The sequence below is a fragment of the Ancylomarina sp. YFZ004 genome, assembly GCF_054254355.1.
On sequence record NZ_JBTCHQ010000001.1, the window covers coordinates 154446 to 167946 of the forward strand.

The following is a 13501-nucleotide window of genomic DNA, read 5'->3' on the forward strand; positions in this document are numbered from 1 at the left end:
AAATATACTGTTATGAATAGAAATTTTCAAGATATTCCTGATCAGCAAAATCCAAAAGGAAGAAACAATTCAATTTTTGGAATCCTACTCATCTTATTTGGAGGCACATTAATCCTCAATAATCTGGATTTAATTCCAAATGATCTTCATCATATTATTTTCTCATGGCCAATGTTACTTATCGCTTTAGGTAGTCTATTTGCCTTTGCTAAAAATGATAGAACAACGGGTTTTAGCCTAATACTAGTTGGTGCTGTTTTCATGCTTCCACGACTATTTAATTGGCATATCGATCTTTATCGATTTTTCTGGCCCGTTCTTCTAATTATATTAGGTATTATCGTAATCCGAAAACGAAACTCCTGTCCTTCTAATTTATGTGGTGAATCAAATAAATCTACAGATTATATTAATGAACTAAATATTTTTGGAGGTGGCGAGCGTATTGTAAACTCAAAAAAATTTAAAGGTGGAAGCATTACTTGCATGTTTGGTGGTGGAGAAGTTGACTTGACTTATGCTCAATTAGCCGAAGGTACACACACCATTGAGCTGTTCGCCATGTTTGGCGGTTCTGTTATTATTGTTCCTCCAGATTGGGATGTGAAAGTTAGTATTTCAGCTGTTTTAGGTGGTGTATCGGACAAACGTGTACCGACTCCAAATTATATTGTAGAACCTAAGAAAGAATTAATTATAAAAGGCTTTGTTGCCCTTGGGGGTTGTGAAATTAAGTCGAGTAAATAATTTCTACTTATTAAATCAATATAAATCATTTCTACAATTATTTTTCATAAACAAGTATGGAGCATCCTATTCTTTCCCATCGTTTTGGTTTACTTATTTACCTTGGATTTTGGTTTTCATTTACATGCTCTCTATTTGCTATTGATTGGTATTTCCAAGATGAAATTTTTCAGATTGCACTGATATCATCTTTAAGTATATCCTTGCCTCTTCTGATTATAGCCCCTTCAATTTGGTATATTGTTAGACATATTGATGTTGACAAGATTGGTAGGTTAGCTGCTGCACTTCATCACATTGCAGTTGCCATTATAATGGTTACGATCTGGTTATCGCTAACCTATCTGATTTTTTCATTTTTTGATAAGGCCCCAATTGCCAACAATAAGCCTGAAATTATTATGCCTTATTATTGGCTGGCATTTATGTCATTCGCTTTATACGATTATATTGTAATGGTCTACTATGTCTTTATCTATTATCGAAGTTTTAAATCGAAGATTGAGAATGAAGCTGATCTTAAAAACCTGATTAAAGAGGCAGAAATTAATGCTCTGAAATCACAAATCAATCCTCATTTCTTATTCAACAGCTTAAATTCAGTCAGTTCACTAACTCTCGTTCGACCAGAACAATCGAGAGATATGTTAGTTAAGCTATCTACCTTCTTAAGATATTCACTTGATCAGGATTTGAAGGAATTGAATACGCTTACCAATGAAATGGAAAATAGTCGCTTGTATCTGGAAATTGAAAAAGTAAGGTTTGGTGATCGCCTAATCTTAGATTTTGAGATAGATGAATCGAGTCAGGACCTTAAAATTCCAAATTTGATACTGCAACCCATTTATGAAAATGCAATAAAACATGGTGTGCACGAAAGTCTAGAACCTGTTGTTATTAAAACCAAAGCTGAGATTGTAAATAACAGTTTAATTATTAAAATCTCAAATAACTTTGATAAGGATGCCATCACACCCAAAGGAAAAGGGATTGGCTTAAAAAATATTATGGAGCGATTAAATCTCATTTACGGAAGATCAGATTTATTGGCTATCACCCGAACTGAATCTAACTTTGTTGTCAATATGGAATTCCCACAAAACAACTAAGTTCAACATCAGTTTGTATTAAAATATTGAAAACAACATGAAATTTGAGTTTTAAAACCTCAAACTATCCAACCTATGGAAAAGATTAGAACAATTATTATCGACGACGAATCATTAGCACGAGATTTAGTGAAATCCTATTTATCTAATATTGATCAAGTTGAGTTTTTAGGTGAATACTCAGATGGGTTTCAAGGTTTAAAAGCCATAAACGAATTAAATCCTGATCTTATTTTTCTTGATGTTCAGATGCCTAAGTTGACAGGGTTTGAACTCTTAGAACTCTTAGATAAACCCTATAATATTGTTTTCACAACGGCCTATAATGAATATGCCATTAAAGCATTTGAACACAATGCCGTAGACTACCTCTTAAAACCATTTTCTCAAGAACGCTTTGCTGATGCCATATCAAAAGCAATTTCCAGATTGGAAAATCAAGCAGAAAAATCCAACGTAATTGAAAAGCTGAAAGAGCACGAAGACAAAAACAAGGAAGAACTCAATAGAATTGTTGTTAAATCAAGAAATAAAATTGATATTATTCCCGTTGACGACATTCGCTATTTTGAAGCTCAGGATGACTATGTGATGATCTATACCGGTGAGGGGCATTACCTGAAGCAAAAAACAATGAAATATTTCGAAACACATCTCAATCCCGATGAATTCTGTCGAATCCACCGCTCCTATTTAGTTTGTATTGAAGAAATATCTAAATTAGAACCCTACGAAAAAGATAGTTGGATGCTTATTCTTAAATCAGGCGAAAAACTTAAGGTTAGTAAAAATGGCTACAAACTGTTAAAACAGCAATTGGGTTTCTAAAAAACACGAATAAGGAAAAACGTAAAGGCAGCTTGCATAGCAAGCTTACTCTTTTCTCATCAATAACAATTCTTTGGGCAAACCCCTGCGGGTCGGGCTATCCGAACTCGCTCTTTGTCAAAAAAAAAGACAAAGGAGCTCAAACAAACGCTACTATCCCTTTTGCAAAAACACCACCTCTATATCAGATGGTAGATATAAGAAAACCGAGAAAAAAGAGATGTGAGAAACTCAGAGCTCCTAATTCATATCTTATAATTACTGCCGACATTGACTATAAATCAACTAGCCTTCCATCAGTATTTTCAACAATTCGTCTGAGCTTAGCTTGTTACTTTTATCGGTACCAGCCAGAATATTATCGGCCAATTCTCTTTTGTTGTGATGCAATTTCACCATTTTCTCTTCGATAGTCCCTTTGGTAATCAAACGGTAAATAGTAACGGGTCTTGTCTGTCCGATGCGATGTGCCCGATCTGAGGCCTGATCTTCAATGGCAGGATTCCACCAAGGATCCATATGAATCACATAATCGGCAGCCGTTAAATTTAATCCCAAACCACCGGCTTTTAGACTAATCAGAAATACTTCGCTCTCTCCCGCCTGAAATGCTTTCACACTTTTATCTCTCTTTTTAAGTGGCGTTGAGCCATCGAGGTATTGATAGGCTATGTTTTTGTTTTTAAGAATTTCTTCAGCCATTTTAAGATAAGAGGTAAACTGGCTAAAAACCAAAACGCGATGTTTATTTTCTCTTAAATCATCAATCGTTCGTTCAAAAACCTCAAGCTTCGAACTGCTTAGAATCGATTCCTTCTGAGCCAATTTAGGATGACAGCAAGCTTGACGCAACTTGGTTATGCCGGCCAATATTTTCATGTGTTTACCAGCCTTCTCGTTCTCATCAGGATTCTCAATATTATCGATAGCCTGTAATCTTAAAGCTTCATAAAAGTCTCGTTCCTCCTCGCTAAAGTCTACATTTAATACAATTTCTGTTTTTTTAGGCAAATCATCAAGTACTTGCCTTTTTGTTCGACGAAGTATAAAAGGCGTTATCAGTTTCTTCAAATGATTCTTCTTTTGTTGCTCGTCCTCTATCGAAGTGACTGTAATAAACCGATCAGAGAAGTCTTTTAAAGAACCCAGAAAACCTGGGTTTATAAATTGGAAAAGACTCCACAACTCACCCAAATGATTCTGAATTGGCGTACCCGTCGCAATAATTTTAAAGCCAGCATTAAGACTCGTGACAGCTTTATATCGCTTTGTCGTATTATTCTTTATAGCATGAGCTTCATCAAGCACAAGTGTTTGCCATTTTTTAGCCTTTACTTCTTTCGATCTCGAAACCAGCAAACCATAACTGATAATAGGCACATCAAAAGGGCCAAAATCAGTCAGATTAAATCCCTTATTTAAGTCATAAATCAAAACGGGATTCAGTGTAGGAGCAAACTTTTTAATTTCATTTCTCCAATTACCACAAACCGAAGCTGGCGCCACCACTAATGCCGCACCACTAGTTGCTCGCTGTAATAAAATGGTGATAATTTGAATGGTTTTACCCAATCCCATATCATCAGCCAGGCAAGCCCCTACCCCCCAATGGGCCAATTTGGCCATCCACTGAAACCCCTCTTGCTGATAAGGACGTAATTCGGCATCCAAGGTTTCGGGAAGTTTAGGTTTAAACTTATTCATTTCTTGGATCTTGCTTCTCTGTTTATCCCAATGACTATCGCCACTTAATGTATGTGCTTGATCTTCGAAATCGGAAAGCGAGGATAAAGCCAAAGGATGCACCAATAACTCATCGGAACCAGTCACCGAAAAAGCGTTTAGTTTCTGTAGATGCTTTTTAAACTCCTTCGACATTTCAATAAAGCGCCCATCATCAAGCTTAATAAAGCGATGTTTTGAATTTCTATTTAGCTCTAATAGCTTTTGAAGACTCAAACTTAAATTCTCATTAATGGCAACTTCACCTTCGTAACTAAACCAGTCGTTATTCTTTTTGACCTTTAAATTTAAACCAGCAAAACTAGCTGTTCCCTTCACTAGTTTAAGTTTCTTCCCCTTAGGCCATTCCACTTTAATATTAGCATTCCTGAGTTCGGCAAGTAAATCCAAACAATCATGAGGCTCATCAAAATCTAGGCTGCCAAACCCTTCATTCCAAACAGATAAACTATCGCATGAATTAGCAATCTCCAGACTCAACTTAATTTCTTCGGAAAGATTCCTTCGGGTTTGATGCTTTTCACCGTCGATAAGTTCAATAAGATTAGCTCGACCTTCGCCAGGAATAAAGCAAGTTGTATTTCCAACCAAGGGTTTAACCAACAACTTAACCCTTAAACCAAGTCCATTTGGCACCATTTGAACAAAGGGCTGAGAATCCGGCTCTATAAAAGGGATGTTATTCTGTATGAAATCAGAGTTAATAGTTATAACTGAACTTATCTTTTTAATGACTTCCTCCAATAAAGGCTTTGCTGTAATTGGAACTTTTAACTGCCGTCCATTTATTGTTTCTGCAATCCTTTTTTGATCAGGATTAGGAGCGAACACAGTATATTTGGTTAAGGTTTCTTCCTTTATTTCGATCCCATCTTTAAACAGTGCTTCTGGCAAATCTATAACATAGTGCCCACCTACATTAGAAACTTGTAATTCAAGTTCTTCTTTCTTCAGTTCAATCGTAAAATTAGGCTGTCCTAATTTAAAAATATAAGGATGCCCACACAGATCAGGAAAAGCATCTTCGGTATCGAAATAGTACTCATAACCTCTATAGCCCATCCGTTTTGTGATATGCTCAATGATTTTTTCATCCTGTTTAGTACTAAAACTTATACTCTTTTCTTTTAATCGCTTAAGCGAGATTGGCTTTCCTTTTGACCAACCCGTTTTTCCTAAACTTTGTTCCAAGGCTTTTAGATCAGTATATTGAAAGTCTACTTCCCATACCAAACGACGAGTTGTACTTGGTTTAGGCGTTTTCTTCTCGAAAATATGATTCAGGGCAAGTAAAGATTTCTCCCAAGTCTCTTGTATCACAAGATCACTAAGAATCGGAATGATCTTTTTTTGTGAGATGAAAGGGTGATTCTTATCTATTTTCGATAATATATAATCGAGTTCAGCAACAAGCCAATGATACTTATTCTCTTGAGCCAAATCCCTCAATTCCAGAACTTCATAATGGAAACATTTGATCTTTTCGACATCAGCAATATGGAGAGACAAAAAAGCAAAAAAACGAACTAAAGGCAAGGGGTGTTTACAGTATGCAGTTACATCGCTTAACTTACCTTTGCAATCAAGAAGCTTAATTAAGCCTTGAATAGGCAAAGATATCTCTGCCCATATGCTTGATTTTTGAAGACTGATAAAATTATTCACGAAAGGTCGCAGATTACTTAAATCAGGACTTGGATTCGTTATTCTCGACAAAATATAGAGTAGACCTCCCAATTTTGGAATGAATTTCTTTTTACTTTTTGTTTCGATCTGATAAGTTTCCAGAAACTGAAGACTTTCAACACAAACCTGATCCTTATCTCCGGATATCAATTTTGTAAAAGATGATAAGGCAGGATTCGAAGAAATGAATTCATCCCCTGAAGAGTTGGCTTGAAACAAATTCGGCAATAATAAACCCCGTCTCAATTCATTACGACAAATTTCATGAAAATCATCCAAATCAGGTATTGGTGATAGATTTCGCAAAATTAATTCCCCATATAACTTGGCAAACAATTCGATATAATTGTTAAAACAAGCTAATGCACCGGGAATTTTATCCTTCAGTATATAAATTAATAATTTCTCGGGAATAATATTTTTGAATTTCTCGAAATCTCTCTTTAGAAATTCATTGAAACTTTTTAAATTTCGGGTGTAAATCAGGTATCTAAAATGGCGAAGGATTACTTGGAGATCTTCAGTGAAATAATAGTAACGGTGCTGTATAACGATATCATTAAAAATATCAAAAAACATTCGATTATCTAAGACACTGCCTTCAATTAAAATATCATCAATTATATCTTTTTTAAAACTGTAATATGAACTTGAAGATCGCACAATAATTCCTAACTGAATTAAGTCTTTTAATACAGCTTTCTGTTTATATGTAGGAAGTTTAGATAATGCGTTACAATAGATGAATGAATTACTTAGTTCATTTCCTAAAGTTGGGCAGCCATGAATAGCTAAAATAAGAAGCATCTCTTGTTGCTCTTCGCTTAAATCCTGATAACTGCCAATTATTCCTAAATTTGTCATGTTCCATTCATCTTACAAGCTAAACTAACGCCCTAATTTATTGATATTATCTATACTTTTGACAAAGAGGGTACATCATGTCTTCTAGTCCATTAAGCTTAATTTCGTAGACTACACCTAGCATCTGTCCAAGCTTACCTGCTGGAAAACCTTTTTGATGGTACCAAACCACATAGCGTTCAGGTAAATCTAATATATACCAACCTTTATACTTACCGTAAGGCATACGCATTTGAATAATCTTAATGAGCTCATCGCCATTAGAGAATATATTTGGTGTATTTGCTGTCATATTTGTTATCGATTATCTTATATATATTCTTTAGAAAAAATAGACAAAGCACCCCTTTATTCCCCTTGAGGCGGACTTTGCTACGCTCAGCTTTAATATCCTTTTTCCTTTATCCTTACTTATCTCTATTCGGCAAAACCACCACCAATTAGCTTATTACCTATATAAAAAGCGACTGGTTGTCCTGGAGCTATTGCCCAAGCAGGATTATCTAGTTCGACTTTTAAATTATGCTCATCGATAATAGTCAGTTTAGAATGGCCTTCTGGGTTCAGTCCTAAGCCTCTAACAATAGTCGTTATTTCAGAGTTGTTAATATCATCCTCATTATTCAGATAATAGCCACTTACTCCAAATTCCTTCTTATTTAGTTTTTCACGTTTCTCAATAACTAAAGTATTGCTTTCAGCATCAATTCGACTCACCATTAAACCTGTTTTCTCTTTGAGTTCCAGGCCTCGTTTCTGACCAATAGTATAATAAGGATAACCTTCGTGCCAACCCAATTCTTTACCATCAGTATCGACAATCTTTCCTTTCCCTATCTTCTCATCTACATCCCCAATTTCTTGTTTTAAGAAATCTCTGTAGTCCATACCATCGAGAAAACAGATGCCCATACTTTCCTTCTTCGATGCCACGGTTTTATGTCCAAAATCTGTCGCCATTTCACGCACTTCAGGTTTTGTAAAAGCGCCTAAAGGTGTTAATGTTCTCGATAAGATCTCCTGATTAAGATTCCATAAAAAATAGGATTGATCTTTAGCTGGATCATCCCCCTTATGAATATAAAAAGTACCGTCTTCCTCAAGTATCTGAATATAATGACCTGTTGCGATATAATTTACTCCTAACTGATCAGCTTTATCTAAAAGCAAGCGCCATTTTAAGTTTGGGTTGCAATGTATACAAGGACTCGGTGTACGTCCATTTAAATATTCCTGAAGGAATTGACCGATGACCACATCTTTAAATTCATCACGTGCATCAATCACATGATGCTCAATGGATAGTTTCTTTGCTAATTGTTGAGCATCAACAATAAAATGAGGAAGTTCCTTATGATCAGAATCTTCATTGGGTGAATTCCAAAACCATAAAGAAACACCAATAACCTCATACCCCTTTTGCTGAAGTAACATAGCCGTTACCGAAGAATCAGTTCCTCCACTCATACCCAACACCACTTTATTCTTATCTCTACAGCCCATAGTCATATCTCAATCATTTCTTAACAGTTTACAAAACTAGAAAAAAAGAAAGAACCATTTGGTTGGATAAACATTTATTCAAGAAATCTTCTAGAATATAGTGGTCATCGAAAAAACGAGAGCTTTAATCTCCATTTGTATATATTTGTCATTCAAACATAAGTTAAAACAAAAACAATCAAATATGAACTTAAACAAAACTAGCCAAACTGTTCTTGGTTTAGGCTTAGCTCTTAGTATTCTATCTGGATGTACACAAGAGAAGCAATTAGGTCAAGGTGTTCTACAAAAAGAGGATATGAACCTAGCTGTGAAGCCAGGTGTCGACTTTTTCGAATATGCTAACGGAACATGGATGAAAAACACACCAATTCCAGCAGATAAAAGTCGATATGGAGCCTTTGATATTTTAGGAGAGACTGCCAATGAGGCGGTTCACAATCTTCTGGAAGAAGCTGCAAAGACTGAAAATGCTCCTGAAGGAAGTAATTTAAAAAAGATTCAGGATTTCTATGCAACTGCAATGGATGTAAAGAAAATCAACGAAATTGGTCTAAAACCATTACAAGCTGAATTTGATAAAATTGCTGCAGTTCAGAATTCAGATGATTTGCGTAATGAGTTGATTCATCTTCATAAAATGGGTATCAGTGCACTATTTGGTGCTGGTGTTGATCAAGATATGAAGAATACAACTGTTAACAGAATGTATCTTTCAGAAGATGGTCTTTCTCTTTCTGATCGTGATTATTATACTGCAGACAATGAAACCAGTGCAAACATCAGAGTCGAGTTTGTAAAGCACATGGCAAAAATGTTTGAATTGATTGGTGAAGATGCTGCTATTGCTAAGAAAAATGCAGAATCAATCATGAGATTTGAAACTCGCATGGCAGAGAAGTTCAATACGCAATTAGAGAACAGAAATTATCCTGCCATGTATAATCCTAAAACTGTTGAAGTTTTAATGGACGAGTATCCTAACTTCGATTGGGCAACTTACTTCAAAGAAATGGGTGCAGATATTAAGGAATATGTGATCACAACTCATCCTCGATACATGAAGGAATTGAACCTAATGTTGAAGAATGAAAAAATGGCTAACATCAAGTTGTACTTAAAATGGAAAGTTTTAGACGAGTCTGCTGGTAAAGTATCTACCGAACTTGAAAAAGAACAGTTTGCTTTTTACGGAACCGTTTTAACCGGTGCTAAAGAACAACAACCACGTTGGAGACGTATGTCAAATGCGACGGGTTCTGTTTTGGGTGAGGCTGTTGGACAGTTATACGTAGAAAAATATTTCCCAGCTGAAGCTAAAGTTAGAATGGACGAGTTGGTAAACAACTTGAAAATCGTTTTACGCGGAAGACTTGAGAAATTAGAATGGATGAGCGCAGAAACCAGAAAAGAGGCATTAGCAAAGCTTGATGCATTTGGTGTGAAGATTGGTTATCCTGAAAAGTGGGAAGATTACTCAAAATTAGAAGTGGCTACTGATTCTTATATTCAAAATACATGGAGAGCTTCTCGTTTTGGAGTAGCTAAGAACATCGCCAAATTAGGTCAGCCTGTTGATACAGAAAAATGGGGTATGACGCCACAAACGGTAAACGCTTACTATCACCCATTATTGAATGAGGTTGTTTTCCCAGCTGCTATTCTTCAGCCTCCATTTTTCTATATGAATGGTGACGATGCAGTTAACTATGGTGCAATTGGTGTTGTTATCGGTCACGAAATGACTCATGGTTTTGATGATTCAGGACGTCGTTTCGATAAAGATGGTAACATGAGAGACTGGTGGACTTCTGAAGACACAGAGAAATTCAATGCAAGAGCTCAGAAGCTTACTGATCAATTTAATGGTTTTCAGGCTTTCGATGATTTAAACGTTGATGGTAAATTAACTCTAGGAGAAAACATTGCTGATTATGGTGGATTAACGGTTGCTATGGAAGCATATAAAATGAGTTTGAATGGCGAAAAACCTGCAGATATTGAAGGCTTCAATAATATGCAACGTTTCTTCTTATCATACTCAAAAGTATGGAGAGGTAATGTGAGAGACACATATCTTAGAAAATTAATCAAAGAAGATGTTCACTCACCTGGTCGTTACCGTGTAAACGGAGGCTTGTTCAACATTCCTGAATTTTACACAGCTTTCGAAATCAACGAAACTGATCCATTGTATCGTTCAGAAGAGCAAAGAGCGAAGATTTGGTAATAAATCAATAGTATCACACATTATGTGATCCATATACAAAGCGGTGAGTCTTCTCACCGCTTTTTTCATTTGTACAAATGCCTCTAATTCATTCTAAAATTAATTTATAGCCAAACTAATCTGTGGCTAACATTTTTATTTATAACACGTTAAAAATACAAATCTTAAATTAAACTAAATTCTCTTAGCTAATGTGAATCACATGATTGTTTTATAAACTTTGTTTCTTATTTTTGTTAATGTTCTTATCAAACACCAAAACTCTGAAAAATAATTAGTTAATGAGATATATCATCCAAAAACTTATCATCCTAATACTCCTTTCTGGATCAATTTTCAATGCTCATTCACAAACAAGGGAGGTCCTTCGTTCAAACGAAAAAGTCGTTGTTGCAGGTAAATTTTACTACTTACACATTGTGCGTGAGAAACAAACCATGTTTTCTATATGTAAGGCTTATGGCGTTGACATTAAAGAAGTCATGAGAATAAACAGAAAGAAAACACACGGCTTAGATTTAAATGAGATTCTTAGAATACCTTTTATACAGTCTACAAGTGTAAGTAAAGATTATCAAGTACAGAAAAAGGAAACATCCAACTATTTCTACCATGTCATTCAGAAAGGAAATACGCTTTACTCCTTATCAAAACAGTTCAATCAAAGTATTGAGAATATTAAAGCAAATAATCCTGAAATTGGCGATAATGGTAGACTTACAGTAGGAACGGTTCTTAAAATTCAAAAGCAGACTAATCCTCAACAAGTAGATAAGAAGAAGAACACTTACACGGTTAAGGCTAGTGATTCGGAGGCTGACATTCTTCTTAAATTCAATATCAAACGTAGAGCATTCCGAAAACTAAACCCTCATGCTAGACCGTTCAGGAATATTAGAGCGGGTACAATCGTGAATCTTCCAAAAAATGCAAAACAAATTGCACCTATTGAAGAGAAATCGGTAGAAACCATTGAAGACCTAGAACAGGCAACTGATTACAATCAAATTTTCAAAGACTATTCAAGAGATACGACAGTACAATCAAAAATTAATATCGCTCTATTTCTTCCTCTTTATGCGGCTCTAAGTGATTCTCTTAATTGGGAAATCTCTTATCAGGATACGCTTCAAGTCATGACTCGAAAGGAACCTGAGACAGTTTATCCTAAATCACGGGATTTCATCAGACTTTACCAAGGTGTATTATTAGCTGTTGAGGATCTAAAAAAGGAGGGATTAGAAATCAATTTACATGTATTTGATACAGAGAAAAAACAATCGACTGTTCGTAAGACATTGGAAAAATTGGGTGCTCAAAAACTAGATTTGATTCTAGGACCCGTATACTCCAATACCTTTGAGCTTGTAGCAGAGTACGCTCAAGCCAATCAAATTCCTATTGTATCGCCACTGTCGTCGAAGAATACTCAGCTTCACAATAATCCTTTTGTTTTTCAAATTAACACTTCAATTCACTCCTTATGCGATAATATTTTTAATCACCTGATGTCTGACAAGGAGAATAAAAATATCGTGATTGTTCACAGTAAAAACTATAAGGAATTAGAAGAATACAAATTGGTTTCAGATATCGAACAACAATTGTTTGAGAATGGTAAGTATTGGCAATATTCAAATTTAAATTACAGCAAAATCTCATTCGAAGATTATGGCAACCTAGGTTTAGAATATCTTTTAAGCAAAACTCAAGAAAATATCATTGTAATTCCATCATCTAAGCCTGCCGTTGTTGAGAGCTTTTTAACCAACTTAAAAATTCTTAGCAAATCATACCCAATTCAACTCATTGGTTTTCCATCGTGGCAACGCTATAGCAGTATGGATCCAAGTAATCTGTTCGAATTAAACACACTTATTCTTTCACCTTATTTTATCGATTATGAATCAGAAAAAATCAATAATTTTATTGATCGATTTAGATATGAGTTTAACTGTGAACCTAATGATTATACATTTAGAGCATACGATTTCACCTTATATTTTTCAACTGCGATAAAACGTCATGGCATTCAATTCTTCGATCATCTTAATGAAATTAAAGATATTGACTTACTACAAGGAAATTATTCAATTGAAAATGTGAGTGCTTGGGGAGGATTCGAAAACAAAGGTCTTCAGATGATTAATTATTCAACAGATTTCAAAATCAAATCACAAAAATTTGAACCGATGATTGAAGCGCATCAGGATATCGATATTCCTAAAGAAATAATGAATCAATAATTTGATTCTAAAATAGAGATACAAAAAAGGCTACCTAAATGGTAGCCTTTTATTTTATTGTGGATAGTTGAGATTCTCATCAGTGAGATGACTAAGAACTTCCTGCTTAAATTTCCTAGCTTCAAGTCTTGCACCTTCAAGATCGTGACTTTTGTAGTTACCACATTCAATTTTATCAGCACCTGGAATTCTGTCATCATAGTCAGACATGAACTGAAACATTTCCCGAATGACATCAACAACATCATCCGAGATTAAATCGCCATGAAAGATCATATAGAATCCCGTTCGACATCCCATCGGACCAAAGTAAACTGTTTTCTTTGCCCAATTATCATGATTTCTCAAGAAGGTTGCACACAAGTGTTCCATAGTGTGCATCGCCTCAATCTCCATTGCAGGTTCCTGATTTGGCAATTTCGTTCTGATATCAAAACTAGTTAAAACCTCATTTCCAACATGATCCTTACGAGAAACATAAATGCCTCGCTTCAATCTGTCGTGATCAACTGTAAAACTGTCTATCTTTTTCATCACATTCG

9 protein-coding genes are annotated in these 13501 nt (G+C 35.3%); 5 read left to right on the forward strand and 4 right to left on the reverse strand.

Annotated elements, in window-relative coordinates; genetic code table 11:
• Positions 1-12 precede the first annotated feature (12 nt).
• From ACXR6G_RS00675 to ACXR6G_RS00685, 3 genes are all read left to right on the forward strand, one after another.
• A complete protein-coding gene (locus ACXR6G_RS00675; protein ID WP_458359469.1) occupies positions 13-747 on the forward strand; it encodes a LiaF transmembrane domain-containing protein in 735 nt (244 codons plus the stop codon).
• A 56-nt stretch (positions 748-803) separates the two neighbouring features.
• Complete coding sequence (locus ACXR6G_RS00680; protein WP_458359470.1) at positions 804-1859, forward strand: sensor histidine kinase; 1056 nt, start codon at positions 804-806, stop codon at positions 1857-1859.
• Positions 1860-1934: 75 nt separating this feature from the next.
• On the forward strand, positions 1935-2687 hold the full coding sequence (locus ACXR6G_RS00685; protein WP_458359471.1) for a LytR/AlgR family response regulator transcription factor: 753 nt from the start codon (positions 1935-1937) through the stop codon (positions 2685-2687).
• Positions 2688-2972: 285 nt separating this feature from the next.
• Here the strand turns inward: ACXR6G_RS00685 and ACXR6G_RS00690 are convergent, their stop codons facing one another.
• From ACXR6G_RS00690 to mnmA, 3 genes are all read right to left on the reverse strand, one after another.
• Positions 2973-6980: a DEAD/DEAH box helicase gene (locus ACXR6G_RS00690; protein WP_458359472.1), complete on the reverse strand. Its 4008-nt coding sequence runs from the start codon at positions 6978-6980 to the stop codon at positions 2973-2975.
• Between the two features lie 46 nt (positions 6981-7026).
• Positions 7027-7272, reverse strand: a complete 246-nt coding sequence (locus ACXR6G_RS00695; protein ID WP_458359473.1) for a DUF3820 family protein — start codon at positions 7270-7272, stop codon at positions 7027-7029.
• A gap of 125 nt (positions 7273-7397) precedes the next feature.
• Positions 7398-8483 carry a tRNA 2-thiouridine(34) synthase MnmA gene (mnmA, locus tag ACXR6G_RS00700; protein ID WP_458359474.1) on the reverse strand — a complete coding sequence of 362 codons (1086 nt, stop codon included), beginning with the start codon at positions 8481-8483 and terminating at the stop codon, positions 7398-7400.
• A gap of 184 nt (positions 8484-8667) precedes the next feature.
• On the opposite strand from mnmA, the gene ACXR6G_RS00705 reads away from it, so the two are divergent.
• Together ACXR6G_RS00705 and ACXR6G_RS00710 are read left to right on the forward strand one after the other, a co-directional pair.
• Entirely contained in the window at positions 8668-10713 is a 2046-nt protein-coding gene (locus ACXR6G_RS00705; protein WP_458359475.1) for a M13 family metallopeptidase, read from the forward strand.
• Between the two features lie 281 nt (positions 10714-10994).
• The gene (locus ACXR6G_RS00710) at positions 10995-12959 is read left to right on the forward strand and encodes a PBP1 and LysM peptidoglycan-binding domain-containing protein (RefSeq protein WP_458359476.1); all 1965 of its coding nucleotides are present in this window, start codon (positions 10995-10997) and stop codon (positions 12957-12959) included.
• Positions 12960-13013: 54 nt separating this feature from the next.
• Here the strand turns inward: ACXR6G_RS00710 and ACXR6G_RS00715 are convergent, their stop codons facing one another.
• On the reverse strand, positions 13014-13493 hold the full coding sequence (locus tag ACXR6G_RS00715; RefSeq protein ID WP_458359477.1) for an S-ribosylhomocysteine lyase: 480 nt from the start codon (positions 13491-13493) through the stop codon (positions 13014-13016).
• Between the last annotated feature and the right edge of the window lie 8 nt (positions 13494-13501).

What these genes read in the sequence shown, in the direction of transcription:
- ACXR6G_RS00675 (WP_458359469.1), top strand. Translation starts at nt 13, where the DNA reads ATGAATAGAAATTTTCAAGATATTCCTGATCAGCAAAATCCAAAAGGA.
- ACXR6G_RS00680 (WP_458359470.1), top strand. Translation starts at nt 804, where the DNA reads ATGGAGCATCCTATTCTTTCCCATCGTTTTGGTTTACTTATTTACCTT.
- ACXR6G_RS00685 (WP_458359471.1), top strand. Translation starts at nt 1,935, where the DNA reads ATGGAAAAGATTAGAACAATTATTATCGACGACGAATCATTAGCACGA.
- ACXR6G_RS00690 (WP_458359472.1), bottom strand. Translation starts at nt 6,980, where the DNA reads ATGACAAATTTAGGAATAATTGGCAGTTATCAGGATTTAAGCGAAGAG.
- ACXR6G_RS00695 (WP_458359473.1), bottom strand. Translation starts at nt 7,272, where the DNA reads ATGACAGCAAATACACCAAATATATTCTCTAATGGCGATGAGCTCATT.
- mnmA (WP_458359474.1), bottom strand. Translation starts at nt 8,483, where the DNA reads ATGGGCTGTAGAGATAAGAATAAAGTGGTGTTGGGTATGAGTGGAGGA.
- ACXR6G_RS00705 (WP_458359475.1), top strand. Translation starts at nt 8,668, where the DNA reads ATGAACTTAAACAAAACTAGCCAAACTGTTCTTGGTTTAGGCTTAGCT.
- ACXR6G_RS00710 (WP_458359476.1), top strand. Translation starts at nt 10,995, where the DNA reads ATGAGATATATCATCCAAAAACTTATCATCCTAATACTCCTTTCTGGA.
- ACXR6G_RS00715 (WP_458359477.1), bottom strand. Translation starts at nt 13,493, where the DNA reads ATGAAAAAGATAGACAGTTTTACAGTTGATCACGACAGATTGAAGCGA.